Source organism: Synoicihabitans lomoniglobus, assembly GCF_029023725.1.
GTDB classification, from domain to species: Bacteria; Verrucomicrobiota; Verrucomicrobiia; order Opitutales; family Opitutaceae; genus Actomonas; species Actomonas lomonigloba.
This window is the reverse complement of the sequence record NZ_CP119075.1, coordinates 3,116,038-3,133,356: the sequence shown is the minus strand read 5'-3', so window position 1 is coordinate 3,133,356 and position 17,319 is coordinate 3,116,038. Positions and strand designations below refer to the sequence as shown.

Here is a 17,319-nt window from a genome sequence, read left to right as displayed (position 1 = left end):
CTAGTCGCGGTCCACTTTGACGATGATCTGGGTGAAGGAGTGGGCCGGAAAACGGTAGGTGATCGTATCGTTGTCCGTGGGAATTTCCGTTGCGGTGGGACGGTAGGTGTCGCGATCAGCGTAAGTGTAGGGACGGTTATCGGTGTCGTCGGTGGTGATCGAGCTGACGCGGGCCGTGGGAGCAAAGGTGCCGACGACGCTGCGGATGGCGGTGGCGATGGCCTCGTCTTGGTGGCGGTTGACGACGTTGATGAACACCTCGCCGGACTTGCGGTTGTGGACGGAGGTCACGTCGAGGTAAGGAATCGCGGTGTAGTAGTCGTCCACGCCAAACGTATCGCAGACCACGCTGGTGCGGAGGGCGTCGCCGTGGTTGCGGGTGGAGTAGGCTTTGAAGGCGTAGAAAGTGGGCGTCTTGTAGGTGGCGTCGGTCTCGGGATCACGGGCGAGGATGGACGTGAGCAAGGTGTAGTTGGCCATCTTGATGTAGTCGGCATTGCGGATGAATGCGTTGAAGAATTGCGCCAGCGCGAGCGTCGACCAATGGCCGCCGCGGAAGGGCGGGGCCCACTCGTCGAACGAGATATACAAGGGCGGTTCTTTGACGGTGGTGGAGACCGCTTTGATCTGGCCGACGGTGATGTCGATTTTCTCCTGCAGATCGACGGCACGCTCGCCGATGAAGGTGTAGTAGTCGTCGGAATTGTCCCAGTAGCGGTGGAGCGAGATGAAGTCGGCGATGTCGTGCGTGCCCTTGATAACGGTCCAGTTCCAATCGATCCAGGCGAGGGTGTCCTGGTAGTTGGACGAACCATTGGCGACGAAGCTGAGCTCGGTGCCGGGCGAGCTGCGTTTCATGGCGCGGGAGACGACGCGGGCAAACTTCACGTAGTCCTCGGCGTTCTTGTAACCAATGATCCATCCCTCGCCGTCGACTTCGTTGCCGAGGCACCAGTATTTGATGCCGAAGGGTTCGGGGTGGCCGTATTCGGCACGCTTGTCGGCCCAGTAGGTGCCGGTCGGGGCGTTGCAATACTCGACCCAGTAACGGGCGTCGTCGATGGAGCCGGTGCCCATGTTGATGGCGACGACGTTTTCGGTGCCGAGCAGGGCATTCAGCTGCACCCATTCATCGGTGCCAACGAGGTTGGGTTCGACGACGCCCCAGGCGAGTTCCATGCGTTTGGGCCGCTCGGCTTTGGGGCCAACCCCATCGCGCCAGTCGTAGCTGCCGAGGAAGTTGCCGCCGGGCCAGCGCATGTTCGTGAACTGGAGCTCGCGGGCGGCATCGAGCATACCGGTGCGCCAACCGTTTTCATCGGCATCCTCGGCGTCGGGGGCGTAGAGCGGACCGTAGAGCGTGTTGAATTTCATCTCCGGTCGGTTGAAGCCGATGGGCTCCATGAAGACGCCGTAAATGCGTGGGTCGATTTGGTCGATGACGTCGTCGATATCGATGGTGATACGGGCGGTCGGCGAAGCGGAAAACGCAACGACGCCGGAGAGAACCAATGGGGCGAAGAGCAGGGCTTTCATGATGGGGTAGGGAAGGTAACCGAGAGCGTATGGACGCGCGCGGGGACAGCAGTCGTCTGTCGTGAGACGGAGACTAGCACTCCGCGGGATGGGAGCAAAAAAGGGGTGAGTTGACCGTTAGGTGATGAACCGAAGACGTCGTCAAAACGTTGAAGGCAGACCGCGTTCGGGTCTTGAGGTCAGGGGACGGCGTAGACCTCGACGAGGACGTTGCCCGTCGTGCCGGCGACACCGCTGGCTTGTGCGGTGTAGGTGCCGGGCATGAGGCTCACCAACAGAGCGGCGTCGTGGCTGTCGGGATCAAGCGGGAATGCGCCGACGGTTGCGCTGGCGGCGGTGAGGGCTTCGAGATTGGGGGCATTGGACCAATCGTCGTTGGTTAGGATGGGCGTGGTGCCGTCGAAGAGCGTGAGTTGCGGGTTGGCCATGGTGTTGCGCACCCCGAAGTCGACGAGCTGGGGTCCAACAGCGCGAATGAGCAGGGACGTGGCACCATCCCCGGAGAGAGCGAAGCCGGCGACGAGCACGTTTTCTCCGGTGCCGGCATCGGCGCGAGCGGAGAGATTGACCAGCCGCGAGTGGACGGAGGCGGTATTGTAAATCTCCAGCAGGACGACGCCGTCGGTGTCGGCGGATCCGCTGACGTAGGCCGTGTAGGCCCCGGGCTCGAAACCGGCGTAGACGGCGGCGTCGGCGCTGTTTGCGGGCAAAGAAAAACCGCCCAGCGTTTGGGCGGTTGCGGCGATGACGGAGGCGTTGGCGGCCTCGTTCCAATCGTCATTTTCGGCGCGGATCGTGGGTCCGGAGAAGATGGTGATCGAGGGGTCGGGCAAGGCGTTGGTGATGCCAAAATCGGCCAAGGTGGGACCGATTGCCCGAATGAGCACCGGTTGACCGACGATGAGCTCAGGCGGGCCGGAGTCCGAAAAATGGAAGTAATCGATATCGATGTATCCATCGCTTGGTGACGGGTTGTGGCAGAACAGGGCGAACTGGATGCCCTGGAAGGTTCCGGTGCGCCAATCAAATGCGATGGCGAACGATCCGCCGAGCTCCTGCCAGTTCACCCCATCGGCGCTGTAGGAACAGGTGGCTCGATTGGTGCGAAAATCCAGCTCGGTGCGCAGGTGGAGGGTGGAACCGGAAAAGGCGCGATGCTCGACTCGAGTTTCGGCACTTTCGCCGTCATTGATGATGTGCATGCTCAACGCGAGGTCGCCGCGGTGATCGCGGGTGACTGCGATGTGACCGTTGATTTTTCCCAGGGTGCCGAAGCCCGCAATGTCACCGGCCGCCAGGGCGGACACGTCGATTTTCACTTCGCCGCGGCTCCACGGTCCCTGACCTTTTTGGATGAGGGTATTGCGCGCCATCCAGAATGCGTCGGCGGTGGTGGAACGAAGTCGGAGGAAGCCCGGTCGGTCAGCAAGGGACCAACGCGAGTCGTCCGGGTTGTGATTCCATTGCCACTGCAGGCCGAGGGTTGGGGAAGTGAACTCGTCGTTGGTGGCGGGTTGGCGGAGGTGCTCGCTCGCCACCGGTTTCGGGGCGGTGGCCGGAACGCGGCCAGGGGCGTCGGGTGTGCCCCAGACCGGCCAGTCATTTTCCCAAAAAATGGGACTGAAGTTGGTCATGCGGCCGATCGCACCGGAATCGACCATGACGAAACCGTAGAAGGTGCCGTCGGGCAGATCGACGACGGCCCCTTGATGGCCGCCGGTGGTGTCGTCGATCTGTGGCCGGGTTTCCCAGGAGCCGGTCAGGCTGCGAGCGCGCGATACGGTGAGGGCGAGCTGGGACGGAATGGAGTGAAACATGTAATACCAGTCGTCGCGTTTGACGACCTTGGAGCCCTCGGCGCCTTGGTTGTAAAAGATATCCTGGCTCGCGACGACGGCGGTGAAGTCGTCGTTCAACGTGAGCAAGGTGACGGTGCCATCCCAACCTCCCGAGGTGGCAATGTAACCGGTGCCGTCATCGTCGATGAAGAAGCCCGGATCGAAGGCCGCGCGGTCGAGTTCCGTGGAAGTCCATGGTCCGGCGGCGGAATCCGCACGGTAAACGCGCGTGTTTTGACCGACGGGTGTGACGACCACGTAAAACGTTCCGTCGTGGTAACGCAGGCTGGGAGCAAAGACACCACTGCGGTAGGCGGTGCCGCCGTCCATGTCGTATTCGGGGCGACCGTCGAGGCGGTCGATTACATGAGAAACAATCTCCCAGTTGATCAAATCCTGCGAGTGCAGGATGGTGAGTCCCGGAGCGTTCACGAAAGTGGTGCTGGCGAAATAAAAGTCCTCGCCCACGCGAATGACGTCGGGATCCGGGTAGTCGGCGTAGAGCGCGGGATTGGTGAAGGTGCCGTCACCGTTGTCGGCTTGCCAAGCCGCCGCGATGACGGGAAGCAGTGAACTGATGAGAATGCCGCCCAGCAGGCGGTAGGGTTTGAGTTTTAAAGCAAAGCAGCGCGGCATGGATCGGGGCTCCAGGAGTGAAATCAGATGGGTGGCACAGCAGGTTGAAGATGGGGTCGGGAAGGGGACGCGGCACCAGGAGCGAGTGGGGTGGCGCAGACTAAGCGTCACTTTGCACAGATCGGAAGCTCCGAGGAAGCCGGCATGGCGTGACGTCTCAAGCGGACGATCGTCAGCGTTTCACTATGACTATTGTCAGAGGGAAAGTTCACTGACAGCGCGACGCGGAAGCGTCCACTCTGGTGCGACCGGCGATGACTTTCGGTTGAGTCTTAAGTCGAGCCTTCCTGTTTACCCCCTCCCCGAATGTTTTCCTGGCTGCGTGCATGGCGGCCCCGCTGTTATGTTTCGTTCCCATTGGCTCGTTCTTCATTGTTTGGTCTGGGCGTTGATCGCCCTGATTGGTCGGGCCGATTACCCAGTCGCCTCCCATCGTCATTTGGCCGATCCGGCCGCGATGGTCCATGAAGGCCGGGTTTATGTGTATTGTTCCAACGATGACGACAGTCCCTTGGACGGTGGCTACGACATGAAGTCCTTGGTCTGCATGTCTAGCAGCGACCTGAAGAATTGGACCGATCACGGCGAGGTCATTCGCGTGCCGGGAGCCGCGAATTGGGCGACCCATACCTGGGCCCCGGCGGCGATAGAACGCGACGGCATGTTTTATCTCTATTTCGCCAACAATGGTAGCAACATTGGGGTGGCAGTGAGTGACAGTCCGACCGGGCCGTTTGTCGATCCCCTCGGTCGCCCCTTGGTAACGGCCCAAACGCCGGGCGTGTTGCCGGCGGACAGCATCTGGGTGTTCGACCCGGCGGTGTTCATCGACGACGACGGGCAGGCCTACCTGTATTTTGGCGGCAACGGTGAAGACAACGTGCGCATCATCCGACTCAACGAGGACATGGTCAGCGTGCAGGGTGAGGCGATCAAGGTCACGGCTCCGGCCTTCTTTGAAGCGGCGTGGATGCATGAGCGCGATGGCACCTACTACTTGTCGTATTCAACGCAGCCCTCCGCGGGGATTCGGATCGACTACATGACTGCCGCTACCCCGACCGGCCCGTTCACTTACGCGGGTATTGTCGCAGCGCAGCCGCCTGCGAACAACAACAACAACCATGCGGCGGAATTCCAACTGCACGGCGCGTGGTATCATGTTTATCACAACCGTTTTTCGGCGATCGAAGCCGGCCTCGCGCCGACGTATCGTCGCAATATCGCGGTGGAGGAGCTTACCCACCGGGCCGATGGCTCGATCGAGCCGATCACTTATACCCGGGATGGGGTGGTGCAGGTGGGGCGACTCAATCCCTACCGACGAGTCGAGGCTGAAACCTTCGGGCAACAGTCCGGAGTGGCGGTGGAGCGGTGCGCCGAAGGGGGTATGAATCTGACTGAGCTGGACACGGGCGACTGGGTGAGGCTGCGCGGCGTCGATTTTGGCGCGGGCGGCACGATCGAATTTCAAGCCCGCGTCGCGAGCGCCGCAGCGGGTGGAGAGATCAGCCTGCACCTTGACGATCGCACCACCGCGGCGATCGGCACGGTGGAGGTGGCCGCGACGGGCGGCGACCAAACCTGGACCACCATCACCGCCCCCGTGGCTTCGACCAGCGGAGTGCATGACCTCTACCTCCGTTTTTCCGGCCACAGTGAAGCGTTCTTCAATCTCAACTGGTGGCGCTTCACGCCTCGCCAGGCTCCCGTGGTATTAAGTCAACCCCGCGATCTGCAGGTCGCTCCCGGTCAGCGGGCGGAATTTTGGGTTCAGTCCGACGCCTCGGCCGCAGATGTAACTTTTCAATGGATACACGACGGCGTGGTGCTGGAAGGGGCCACGGCCGCGTTTCTGCATCTCGATGCCGTGACCCGGAACCACGCCGGCATGTATCGGGTTGAGATGTCCAATGAGGCTGGCGTGATTCGAAGCGACTCGGCCGAACTGACCGTGGTGGCGGGGGTCGCGGGGAAACTCGTGAATCTCGCGGTGCGCGCTCCGTTGGACAACGGGGCGACGTTGATTCCCGGGTTTGTGCTGTCCGAATCCACGCCGCCCGGCCCGGAGTGAATCTGTCACTCTTCAAGTTTATGCTCACCCCCGCCCACTCATGTGCCCATCCTTGCTTCGCCCGCTGTTAAAGTCCGTTGAGACGCTGGTTATTGCCCTGGTCATGGTCTCGACGACCGTTGCCGTTTCACCGCCCGCCCGGCCCCGCATCGATTCCGTTGCGGTGCCGGTTCGCGATCACCATTTGTTTGTCGGAGTTGATCTGTTTTTGCCCAACAGCGGTAAACTTGATCGGGTGCGAACCGTGACCAAGCGGGCGTCGGTCATTGAAAAGGAGGATGGTCGAATGGTGCAGGACAAGCGCCGGGCGGGTTTCGCTTGGAAGAAGATGACCAAAGTGGCTCCGGTTATTGCGAGTATCGATGATCTCCAAGCCAAGCGGGTGTTCTCGGTGGGCAATAATCCGCAGTTTGAGCGGGATAGCCGGGAAGCTAATTTGACCGAGTATTTTACGATGCGCCGTGATACCGCCGATCAGATGTTCAGATTTTTGGAGGCGCGGGTCGATCAGGTGGCCCGGGGCTCGGCGGAGGGCGAGCACACGGCTTCGGCGGAGCAACTGGTGAAGGAAACCTTCTCCGAAGCGGCGAACGCGCAGGTCGAACTGCGTCGCTACAGCACGAATGTCGCACCGGCTGACTCTGCATTGGTCGAAGGCGAACGCGCGCCTTACGACGGCGTGGTGCATGAATTTACGCTCTCATCGACTCAGCCGATTGCCGAGGCCTTCGCCGTGGTGATGATCCGCGTGCGGGACGCGGAAGGGGCTCTGCAGGACATCAACTACAGCAAGGAAATCGGTGCATTGGGTAGCGAGCCCCGGCCAATTCGACTCGCGCAATTTGGGCTGCCGTTGGGTTTTGAACTCCTCGATACGGAAATTCATCTCTACAGTCGCGGCGAAGAGATTCCCTCGAATTTATCCGACCGGCACATGCCGTTGTCGAAAAAGGACGCGTGTGAATTTGTGCTCATGTCGCATCTTGCAGATCATCGCGCCGGCGACGCCCCGGCGACGGTGGTGTGGTCACTGGCCCCGGCGCAGCTGCGCGCGGAAGCAGATGTCTCCAGGTTCGATCATGCGGTCGTGGTGCACGTGGATGATCGAGGGCAGCTGATCGGCATCGAGGAAACGGAATCCCGAATCGTGCCGAATCAGGTGCGTGCGGTCGTGGAGGCGCTGACCTATCTGCCTCGAATCCAGCAGGGGCAGGCGGTGGCCGGGACTTTGACCGTCAATCCATCCGATTATTTCCGGTGATGTGCCAGGGAGTGCGCCGCGCGGATGTCAGTCGACGTTGATGATGCCGCGTTTAATGGCGGCGAGGATGGCCTGGGTGCGATCCGAGACCTGAAGTTTGGCGAGGATGTTGGTGAGGTGCACTTTCACGGTGCCTTCAACCAGGTTGAGTTCCGCCGCGATTTCCTTGTTGGAAAGCCCTTTGGCGACGAACGAAAGCACCTCGAACTCTCGTTTGGAAAGTTGGGAAACCACGCGCCGGCTCATGCGAGAGGCGACTTCGGCCGGAATATACTGGTCGCCTTGGTGCACGCATCGAATGCCCTCCAGCAAACGTTCCAATGGCATGTCTTTGACCACGAATCCCAATGCGCCGGCTTGAAAAGATTGGAGCGCTTCGTCGCCACTCGCGTAGTTGCTGAAGATAAGCACCCGCACCGGACCGAATTCCTCCTTCAGCATCTTGATGGTTTCCAAGCCGCTGTGTTTGGGCATGCGCATATCGAGCACGACCACATCGGGGTGGCAGGCCCGGTAAACTTTGATCGCGTCTTCACCGTTCTCGGCCTCGCCTACGACCTCCATATCGGGAGCATCGTTGGCGGCTTGAGCGAGTCCCATGCGGAGGACGATGTGATCGTCGATGAGCAGAATTCTAATTTTGGCGGGGGTCATGTTAAGCTGGGTTGGTGGTCGAGGCGGAAGAGTCGGGGAGAGGCACGGCGATGCGGACCGTGGTGCCTTCGCCGGGACTGCTGGTGACCTGCAGATCACCGTTGATTTTTTGGGCCCGGGAGCGGAGGCCGCGCAGTCCAAAATGACCGACTCCGCCGGTGAGCACATCGGCGATCACGAAGCCTTGGCCATTGTCGCTGATGGTGAGCAGCACTTGCACGGTGGTGACTTGTAGTTGCACCTGCACCACGGCGGCCCCGCTGTGGCGCACCGCGTTGGTGATCGCCTCCTGGGCCATGCGTAACAAGTGGTGATTGATGGTCGACGAAACGTGAATATCGGTGCCCATCGTCTCGACCTCAATCCGTGGCGTTTCGTTGCCGATGAGTTCGGCCAATTTGACGAGCGCATGATCGAGGCTGTCGTTTTGGAGGAGAGGTGACTCCAGATCCCACACGGCTTGTTGAACCTCCTGCCGGGTGAACGAAACCATGCGTCGCGCCACGCTAAGGCGGGCGTGGATGTCGGGCTCAAGGTGGTTGATTTTGAGGGTGGATTCCAGATGCAAGGCGAGTCCGCTCAATCCCTGTTGCAGGCTGTCGTGGATTTCGCCGGCGAGACGATTGCGCTCAGCCAGGGTGGCGGAAGTGCGAGCCTCCTCGGTGAGTTTGGCTCCGGTAGCGCGCAATTCGTCGGTGCGCTCGCGCACGAGCTGTTCGAGATAGTCGTGTTTCCGCTTGGCCTGGCCCACGCCCCACAAGGCGACGGCGACGCACAAAAGCAGGCCCGAACTCCAATAGGCGACATACGCCAGCGGGGCCCGATACCAGGGAGGTCGCACGGTGAAATGAGTGAGAATGGGTTTACCGATCGGGGTGTTGCCGTCCTTAAGCTGCACGGAAAGGTGGTAAACCCCTTCCTCTAGTTGTGGTAGCGTGAGCAAGGAGTCGGCACTTTGCACGCTCCAGCTATTGCCGCCATTTTCCATGGTGAATTCATACACGGGATCGCGCATGGTGATGTATCCACCGGAAAAATACCGAAATACCAGATGGTTTTTCTCCCATGGCAAAGGGGCGATTTCATCGAGGACCTCAGCGGCGGAGTAGATTTCCAACCCGGTTTTCCCATCCTTGATCGAAACCAAAAATGGCTGGACGATCGAAGGCACGGGGATCTGAAAATCCTGGTCCACGTGGTAGAGGGCGGATTCGGTGGAGATCCAGGCATGCTGTTGATTGAGCAGGGTGATGACCGGGTAGAGGTCGCTGATGGCGCTGAGGGAATGGGTATCGAGTTGGTAGGATTCCTCGCCGGGGTGGAGCGTGACGATCCCGTTGGCCAGCGTGGCCCAAATCCGTCCGCTTTCATCCTGGGCCACGCGTAGAATGGATTGCGAAACCTGCTGAAGTGCGCTTTCGAGCGGAGGAGGAGGGATGGGTTCTCCGGTGGTGCAGTCGAGGTAAACGCGTTGATTTTCGGGGCCGCTGAGCACGGCGTAGTTGTTCAGAATGCCGATATTGACCCAGGTGGGATCGGCCCACGGAAAATCGAGAAACAATTGCTTGTGCAACTGACCGTTCTCGAACCAGACCCGAGCCGCGCGATTGAGACCGAGTTCGATCCAAAGGGAGTTGGCCGCAGGGTGGGCGATCGACGGAAAACCGACGCCGGGCACGCGTGGAGCGCACTCGGCCCATTTTCCGTCGGCCCAGCGCATGGCGGCGATTTCGCTAATGCCCACCACGATACAAAGATCGTCTTCCGGGAGAAACAGGCGGCTCGCTTCGGGCATGCCGGGAATGCGAACAAACCCGTCGGAAGTGCGGAAAAAGACGCCTTCACCGTTGCCCACCACGAGATGTTTCTGATTGGAGGCGACGGCCCATGCGCCGGTGGGCGGTGGGTTGGGGATTTCGTTGAATACGTAGTGACGCCCGTCCTGCGCCAAGTTCATGTCGTAGAGACGGCCGTTGGATGCGACGACCGTCTGTTCACTCCATTGGAAAACTTGGGGCCAGCCGATAACGACGTCCGAGCGTTGGTCGATCACGGAAACGGGATCGTTGTAGAGCACTTTCTCCAATGAGCTTTCCTTCGCGATCCACAGCACGCCAGCTTCGCGGGCGGCGAGATCATACACCCGGCGGTAGCTGGTCGTCGTGAGCGCCATGCGCGATTTTCCGTCGCCATGGAACAGATACACTCCGCTGCCATCCACGGCGGCGGCAAAACCACCGTCGGGCAGGGCTTCGAGTCGGGAAATGCCCCCCGTGCTTTGGCCGTTCAACCGGATGCCGATGTCGGTAAATTCACGACCGTCAAAGAAGAGCAAGCTGCCGCCGGTGGTGGCCGTGACGAGGCGGCCGTTGGCGAGCGTCGCCACCTGGTGAATGGTGATCTCCGGGTCGATCAAGGTGGTTTCGCCCGTCTCCAGATCGAATCGAGCGGTGCCGAGCGAGTTGGACGAAACAAATATCGAATCCTCGAAGGTAAAGACGGTCGCGATCTGCGGTATCTCGTGGAATCGCAGCGCTCCCGTCCCGGGATTGAGGTGCACGATCCCGTTCGAACCGGAGAAAAGGATGCCGTTTTCGATCAGATTGATGTGGGTGAAGTTGGTCACGTTGATCCACTCGGGATAGTGGTCCGGACGCATCGACACGGCTTGGATTTCGCCGTTGCTCGCGTAGTCGGCAATGCCCCAGGTCGCGAGCGCTCCGAAGTAGGCGCGACCGTCGGGGGCGTTGGTGACTTCCAGGAAAATCGGGGCACCCGGTCGTCCTTCCTTCAGTTCGATCCAAGCTCCATCGTTGAGCACGATGTAGCTGCCTCCACCGATCACGGCCAGACGACCGTAACGGTCGAAATCGAGCTGCGGACCGCGCGTGACTCCGATTTCCTCGATCGAATAGGAGCGAGTGATCGGCAGGCCAATCGAAGGCTCGTCGGCCGTCAGAGAGGGGCTTGCGTGGGTCAGCCAAACTGAAATCGGGATGAGGAATCGCAGCCATCCGCAAGCGGTCGAGCGATACGCAGACATGTCAGGATTGATATTCGGACGAAATCGCATGTGCGAGTGTTTCCAACTCGGGTGACGGAAAGCTGAGTTGATAGATGCCAACGAGTTTACGCAGGCGAAACGCCTGCAGCGGGGTCAGCTGGCGCAGATTTTCGTCGGTCATGCTTTCACCACACGCTATGATCTCGGGCTTGGCGAGGTCGTGGCGTTTGCCCAGGGCCAGCGTGATGGCGCGCACCACGCGTCGATCCCAATCCATGGGCACAATCCCGCGGGCGATTTGATCGGACAATAGGTCCAATTCGATTTGAAAGGCATGGGGGCGGCCGGTCAATTCGTAGACCATGGCGCGGGCCATGGCGGCGTTGGGATCCTGGGGAAAGGCCTCCGCCAAGGTTTGCGCAACCCTGCTGGCCGGGTCCGGGCGACGCACTTCGGCGAAATATTCGGCCAGTCGACTCAAGGCCAAGGCTTCATCCTGAGGTGGCACGACGGCGAACACCGCAAGTTTTTGTTCATCGTATCCGGGAGTGGCCGGAAGTTGGTAGGGCAAGGGGCGCAGAAAGCGCGGAAGCACCCAGCGCTGCAGTCGTTCGTAGAGCGTGTCCCGGTTGGCATCCAGCGGTGCGTTGGTTAACTGGATCATCACCCGGTCCCATGAGGTGATGACGATATGAGTCAGGCCGAGACTTTCGATCACCGCTTCCGCCTCCGTGGATTCCGGCGAACTGAGGACACGCGCCGCCGCCACCAAGCCCGGGTGTGATTCCCATGCCGACGACATGAGCGTCCGACCATGGCCGTGAAAAATGATGGAATCCGCGAGATCGGGTGGCGCGAGCACGCGAAGTTCCCGATCCGGGGAATGAGAAGCAAGCCAATGAGAAAAGTGACGAAACACCATGGCTTCCAGATCACGCGGTTGCGGCACCACTTCGCCGGAGGGGCGGCGTAGTGCGTCCGGCAACGCTTGGCCCCATGCCGCCATCGCGAATCCGAATATGCCCGTCGCGGTCAACAGGCATCGCCGCCACCCCAGCGGTGCGTGCGAAACCACCTGCCACACCAACGGCAGGGCCAGCAAGGTGGTGATCAGATTCCACCGCACCCTGAAGACCGTCATTATCATGGCGCCCAACACCGTCACTGCTCCGATCATCACGGCTTGGCGTTCCCACGGTTCGAACCAATGGGGTCGAGTGAAGACGACCATAATCGCGCTCAAGGCCGCGCCCAGGGGCGTGATCACGAAAAAGATTTGGGCGGCGTCGACAGAATCCACCCAATCGAAAATACTGGTGAATCGCACGGTCTGATCAAGTGATGCGATTTGGCCCGATTCGGTGCCAAAGTGCAGCCACCCGGGAAAGGCATGTTTGATCTGCACATAGGCCAGCGGAAACATCAGCGCGAGCCCGACTGCGATCGTAATCCAGCGTCTCGTGGAGACGGAATCGGACCGCCGTTTATTTTGTCCTCCGTGTAACACGAGGCCTATCCCCAGCCACGCGAGACCATAAAGCGGATGCGCATATCGCAATTCTCCCACGGTCGGGTCCCAGTGCGCGCCGTCGATGGCCCAACCGGTGCCGACGAGGGCGGCACCGGTGGCGGCCCACGGCCAAAACGACACCGTTGGTGAGGTCGAAGCCTGGGCGTAGCAACCGACGCCAGCCACGATCAACACCACCGGAAAACCTACCGCTGGATTGAGCCACAGCGCGAGCCCCGTCGCCAGGGACGCACGAATGCTGAACATCCCGGTGAGCCCCGCTGAGCCGGAGCGAGGCCAAACCTGGGCGAGCGCATAAGTCGCCAGCAGGAGTGCCCACGTGGTGCTCGTTAAAACGCCGGGCATGAATTGAGCGGCAAACGGCGGATAGAGTGCAACGAACGATCCTCCCAGCGCGGCCCTCACGACTCCCCACCGCCGCCAGCAAAACAGGATCACGGCGAGTAAGGCGAGCATGTGAGAAATGACCGGCTCCCACAACGCCGTGCGCTCAGCGCTGATTGCCCACGACGTGTCGTGAAACAGATCGCCCACCCACATGAGTCCGACCAACCATGCCGTGTAAATCCGCGGGGATAAATCATGACGTCCGGCCGGGAGTGTATCCGCGATGTAGTGACGTCGAAACGGACTGGCGGCGGTTTGGCGCGGTTGCATGGTGGCAATCCACCGGTAGGTCGGCCCCCGCCAATGGGAGCCGAGGAAGTGCTGCTGGTCGAACGCATAGCCCGTGTTTGCGGCGGCACTGAAGGCGGGGGGCGGACTGCCTTCCGCTGAAAGCGCAGCGCTCCAGCGCACGGCGGCGAAGTCGGCCCGGAGCCCCAGCCAGAAGAGGGTGGCGAGCACCGCCGGCGCCAGCCAACGCAGCCATGCGAATTTCCGAGAAACGGGGGGTGATTTCATGGCGTCGAGTCGTAGTTGAGGATCCACGAACCGCTGTCCGGACCTCCGGTGTGTCGCGTCTGACGGCCATCGGGCCAGCGCACCGCGACCGCGACGATCGCGCGTTCACCCGGGACGGCGGCGTGAATGATTGGTGCGGATTGACTGAACCAACCCCCGCCGCTCCCGATTTCGTGAGTGGTGGTGGAACCCTCCGCGTATTCGATTCGCACGAGCGCCCCAATGGCGGAGGGATTGCCTGGGGTTCCGCGCAGACGAATTGCCAGCCATCCGGAGGTCGCGGGGGATTGAGGTTGGAGGAATGCGCTTCGCCCGCCGTGTTGGGTGTAAAATAAACCGGGCCGACCATCACCATCGGGATCGAGTGTCACGAGTGCGCGGCCATTTCCCGGGGCGACCAGTCCCGATTGATCGGGACGCAGGACGGTGAACGAACCATCTCCGTGACCACGCATGATCGCGCCCACCCCGCCGTGAAAGCGAGGAACGGCGGCGTCACTATTTTGCACCGCGGCCAAATCAGCGTGACCATCGCCGTCGAGATCGGTGGCCACGAGACCTTGAATGGGACCGAGCTGGGCGAGGGGCGGCAACGCTTCGAATTGAAAGGAACCATCGGGTTGGCTCAGAAAGACGCCGGAGGAAAAATTGGTCGCATCGAGACGGACTGCGTCCGCTATGGCAGTTTCGCTCAAAATCGCACGGAGTGGAGCGCGGGCGAAGTCATCGTTGTTGCGAAACTTGCGCAGAATAAACGGTAACCGCGCGCCCAGTTCCTCGCGACTGCGGACCGGATACAAGGTGCCGTTTTCCGTGGTGGCCTCGACCAGCAGCGGGGACCCGTTTTGGGCGAAGTCGCCGTAAAGCAGCGAGACCGGAGTGGATGGGGTGGCCCGGTAGAACGTGTTCAGGCCGAGGTTGCCGACGGCGAAATCAAGCCGCCCATCGCCGTTGAAATCGGCACTGGCCAAACTGCTCCACCAACCTTTGCCACCGGAGGTAAATCCGGCGGCTTTGGTGTGATCGGAAAAGCGTCGCCCGTCTTCGTTGTGGAAGTAGTGCACGGTGTCCCATTCGGTCGCGATCACGAGATCGGGGCGACCGTCCTGATCGACATCGCGAAACAGCGCACTGGTGACGAGTCCAAGTTCGCCGAATGGATCGGCTCCGGCCGTAACATCGACAAACCTACCACCCTCGTTGCGAAGTAATACGCTGAGGGGATTTTCGGGATACAATCCGGGCACGGAGCGTCCGCCAAGAAACAGATCGAGGTCACCATCGCCATCAATGTCGGCCACACCGGCCGCGCCGACATTGAGCCGGAGGGGGGGCAAAGCGGGAGTCGGAGAAAAAGCCAATTCCCCATCGTGTTTGAACAAGGTGGGCTGGAACGCTTCCGGCCACGCTGTGGAGTTGGCACTGGCTCGGGTGACCAGCAGGTCCGTCGAGCCGTCACCGTCGGCATCAAACCACAGGGGGGGGCCTTCCTCCACGATGGCGTGAGGCAGACCGCGAGTTTCTTGCACGCGATAGGTGCCGTCCTGCCATAGCAGGAGGCGAGCGGGCGATCCGGAGGTGGCTCCGAGATAGACATCGTCTTGACCGTCTCCGTTGACGTCGGCGACGGCGACGCCGGGGCCACGGCGATCGGTGCGGAAAGGCAGGAAGATTTGTTCGTGGTCGGGAATGGTCAAACTGGAGGCATCAACCCATGCGAGACCCATGGTGTCGGCGGTTTCCTCAAACCAGGCCGGCGGGGCTGGTGCTGGCGTGGGGGCGTTGTCGGATTCCTTGATGAGATAAGCGCGATTGGCGGGCAGATGGGTGAATACCTGGTTAGCCCCGGACGGCCATGCAATGTCGAGCCGTTGAATCACTTCGTCCGGACCGAGACCGAAGTGAGCCACCAATTCACCGCCAGATGCATAGCCGCGGGCGACGGTGATGGTGCGTGATTGAGAGCCGGTGGAGGCGCTTTCCAGGCGCACCCGGGCGTCGACGCCGTAGCGATTGGAACGCACGCCACGCAGACGTATCTGGACGCGGTTACCGGCGGCGGTGTCGTTGCGGTGGACGGTGAGTCCGCCGTGGTGGTTGAGCACCACCAAGTCGAGATCACCGTCCGAATCGAAGTCGGCGGCGGCGGCCCCGAAACTCACGCCGACCTCGTCGAGTCCCCAACGGGCGGATACCGCTTCGAATCGTCCGTCGCGCCGGTTGCGGTAAGCCAGATTGGCCTCCGCCAGCAGCGGGGCGTTTTTCATGACGCGAATGCGGGCGGAATCGGACAGCGCGCGCATCATACGGTTGAGCAAGTCGCGGTTGTTGGCTTCGCGAACCATGCCGTTGGTGACATGCAGGTCGGTCCAGCCATCATTGTCGAAATCCTCGAAGAGCAGCGACCACGTCCAATCGGTGGCGGCGAGGCCAGACCAATAGGCGGTCTCCGCAAACACGCCCCTTCCCGTGTTGAGCAGTAGGGCGTTGCGGGTGTATTGCGGGGCGGTTGCGGGGCGCGTGCCCATGGCGAGCACATCTTCGTGCGAAGCCGCGAGTCCGCGTTGGTGTTTTTCGCGTGAGGTGGTCGCCATGTCGGCCACGAGCAAGTCGGGGTGGCCGTCATTGTTGATGTCCCCCAGATCGGCCCCCATGGACGAGTAGGGCGTGTGAGGGGTGACGGTATCAATCACGTTGGTGAAGGTGCCGTCATGATTGTTTCGATACAGGTAGTCGGGGCCGGAGAAATCGTTGGCCAGGTAAATGTCGGGCCAGCGATCATTGTCGTAGTCGAGCCACGTGGCGGAATGGCCAAACGTGGGGCCACGAATTCCTGCCGACGTGGTGACTTCGGCGAAATAGCCGTTCCCGCGATTACGGAAAAGGCGGTCGTTGCGGCCGAGCGGCTCCGTGCCGTCGACTTGATTGGTGAGCACCAACACATCGAGCCAGCCGTCGCGATCGAAGTCGGCGAAGGCTCCGATGACACTGCCGTCAATAATACCGAGACCGCGGGATTCCGCCTCTTCGACAAAGGTGCCGTCTCCTTGGTTCATGTAGAGGAAGTTGGTGGCGTTGTTGCGGCACACGTAGAGGTCGAGCCAACCGTCGTTATTGACGTCGGCGAAGGTGGCACCCTGCCGCCAAACCACGGGTTCGTCGGAGGATATGGCGCTTTTGATCCAGCCCATCACGGAGGCAGTTTCGGCCAGGCCGGTGTCTACGGTCACATCCTCGAAACGCCATCCGCCCCGATTGCGAAAGAGGCGGCCAGGTTTGGTCTTGGTGCTGACGTAGAGATCGGGTTTTCCGTCGTTGTCAAAGTCGCCGACGGCCACGCCGGAGCCCATGCCGCCACCCATAAACGCGCGATAGCGTGATCCCCACATTTGAGGATCGTCGTAGGCGTTGTTTACTTCCAAGCCGGTCTGCGACGGGTTCAGGCGCGCGAACAGGGTTGGTCCCGGAGGACCCGACGGGGAGGAGAACTCAACGAATGGCGGACTTTCATCCGCACCCATCGCGATGGGCGGGCAGAGCACGAAAAGGCTCGAAAGAACTACGAATAATCGAGGAGGCATGGGGAGTGAACGGGCTCATCGAGCGAGGCGGAGGGGCGCGAAGTCGGCGAGAGGGAGGAAGGTAACAAGGGGAGCGACGGCACCGCAGATCCCATATTAAAAAAGAATCTTCGAAGCGGCTCTGATATTCGTGGGCAGCACCGCTTTCGCGCAATCAACCAATGGTGGCATATGAAACTATGACTATGGTTATATTAAATGCTCTCGGCGGTGGAAATCGAGCGCACGAATGTCGCAAAACCCCTATGGACCCGTGTGGTCGTCATTGGTATTCTTGGGCAACTCCGAAACCCCGAAGTCG

The 17,319-nt window shown here is 60.9% G+C and carries 8 protein-coding genes; 2 read left to right on the top strand and 6 right to left on the bottom strand.

The window, feature by feature from the left end; genetic code table 11:
* Together PXH66_RS12300 and PXH66_RS12295 are read right to left on the bottom strand one after the other, a co-directional pair.
* On the bottom strand, nt 1–1,536 hold the full coding sequence (locus PXH66_RS12300; protein WP_330931790.1) for an alpha-L-arabinofuranosidase C-terminal domain-containing protein: 1,536 nt from the start codon (nt 1,534–1,536) through the stop codon (nt 1–3).
* 179 nt (nt 1,537–1,715) lie between these two features.
* A complete protein-coding gene (locus tag PXH66_RS12295) occupies nt 1,716–4,010 on the bottom strand; it encodes a glycoside hydrolase family 43 protein (protein WP_330931789.1) in 2,295 nt (764 codons plus the stop codon).
* Nucleotides 4,011–4,353: 343 nt separating this feature from the next.
* On the opposite strand from PXH66_RS12295, the gene PXH66_RS12290 reads away from it, so the two are divergent.
* Nucleotides 4,354–6,084, top strand: coding sequence for a family 43 glycosylhydrolase (locus tag PXH66_RS12290; protein WP_330931788.1), 1,731 nt, complete (start codon nt 4,354–4,356; stop codon nt 6,082–6,084).
* A 103-nt stretch (nt 6,085–6,187) separates the two neighbouring features.
* Nucleotides 6,188–7,345 (top strand): hypothetical protein, encoded by a 1,158-nt coding sequence (locus PXH66_RS12285; protein WP_330931787.1) that lies wholly within the window; start codon nt 6,188–6,190, stop codon nt 7,343–7,345.
* Between the two features lie 27 nt (nt 7,346–7,372).
* On the opposite strand, the gene PXH66_RS12280 is transcribed toward PXH66_RS12285, so the two are convergent.
* The 4 genes from PXH66_RS12280 to PXH66_RS12265 are packed head-to-tail and all read right to left on the bottom strand — an operon-like array spanning nt 7,373 to nt 17,018.
* Entirely contained in the window at nt 7,373–7,999 is a 627-nt protein-coding gene (locus PXH66_RS12280; protein WP_330931786.1) for a response regulator, read from the bottom strand.
* Between the two features lies 1 nt (nt 8,000).
* Entirely contained in the window at nt 8,001–11,042 is a 3,042-nt protein-coding gene (locus PXH66_RS12275; protein WP_330931785.1) for a sensor histidine kinase, read from the bottom strand.
* A gap of 1 nt (nt 11,043) precedes the next feature.
* Nucleotides 11,044–13,437, bottom strand: a complete 2,394-nt coding sequence (locus PXH66_RS12270) for a tetratricopeptide repeat protein (protein WP_330931784.1) — start codon at nt 13,435–13,437, stop codon at nt 11,044–11,046.
* On the bottom strand, nt 13,434–17,018 hold the full coding sequence (locus PXH66_RS12265) for a CRTAC1 family protein (protein WP_330931783.1): 3,585 nt from the start codon (nt 17,016–17,018) through the stop codon (nt 13,434–13,436). The genes PXH66_RS12270 and PXH66_RS12265 overlap by 4 nt, the downstream gene beginning before the upstream one ends.
* Between the last annotated feature and the right edge of the window lie 301 nt (nt 17,019–17,319).

Excerpts from the sequence above, each read along its gene's own strand:
- PXH66_RS12285 (WP_330931787.1), top strand. The coding sequence starts at position 6,188 with ATGGTCTCGACGACCGTTGCCGTTTCACCGCCCGCCCGGCCCCGCATC.
- PXH66_RS12275 (WP_330931785.1), bottom strand. The coding sequence starts at position 11,042 with ATGTCTGCGTATCGCTCGACCGCTTGCGGATGGCTGCGATTCCTCATC.
- PXH66_RS12300 (WP_330931790.1), bottom strand. The coding sequence starts at position 1,536 with ATGAAAGCCCTGCTCTTCGCCCCATTGGTTCTCTCCGGCGTCGTTGCG.
- PXH66_RS12295 (WP_330931789.1), bottom strand. The coding sequence starts at position 4,010 with ATGCCGCGCTGCTTTGCTTTAAAACTCAAACCCTACCGCCTGCTGGGC.
- PXH66_RS12265 (WP_330931783.1), bottom strand. The coding sequence starts at position 17,018 with ATGCCTCCTCGATTATTCGTAGTTCTTTCGAGCCTTTTCGTGCTCTGC.
- PXH66_RS12280 (WP_330931786.1), bottom strand. The coding sequence starts at position 7,999 with ATGACCCCCGCCAAAATTAGAATTCTGCTCATCGACGATCACATCGTC.
- PXH66_RS12270 (WP_330931784.1), bottom strand. The coding sequence starts at position 13,437 with ATGAAATCACCCCCCGTTTCTCGGAAATTCGCATGGCTGCGTTGGCTG.
- PXH66_RS12290 (WP_330931788.1), top strand. The coding sequence starts at position 4,354 with ATGTTTCGTTCCCATTGGCTCGTTCTTCATTGTTTGGTCTGGGCGTTG.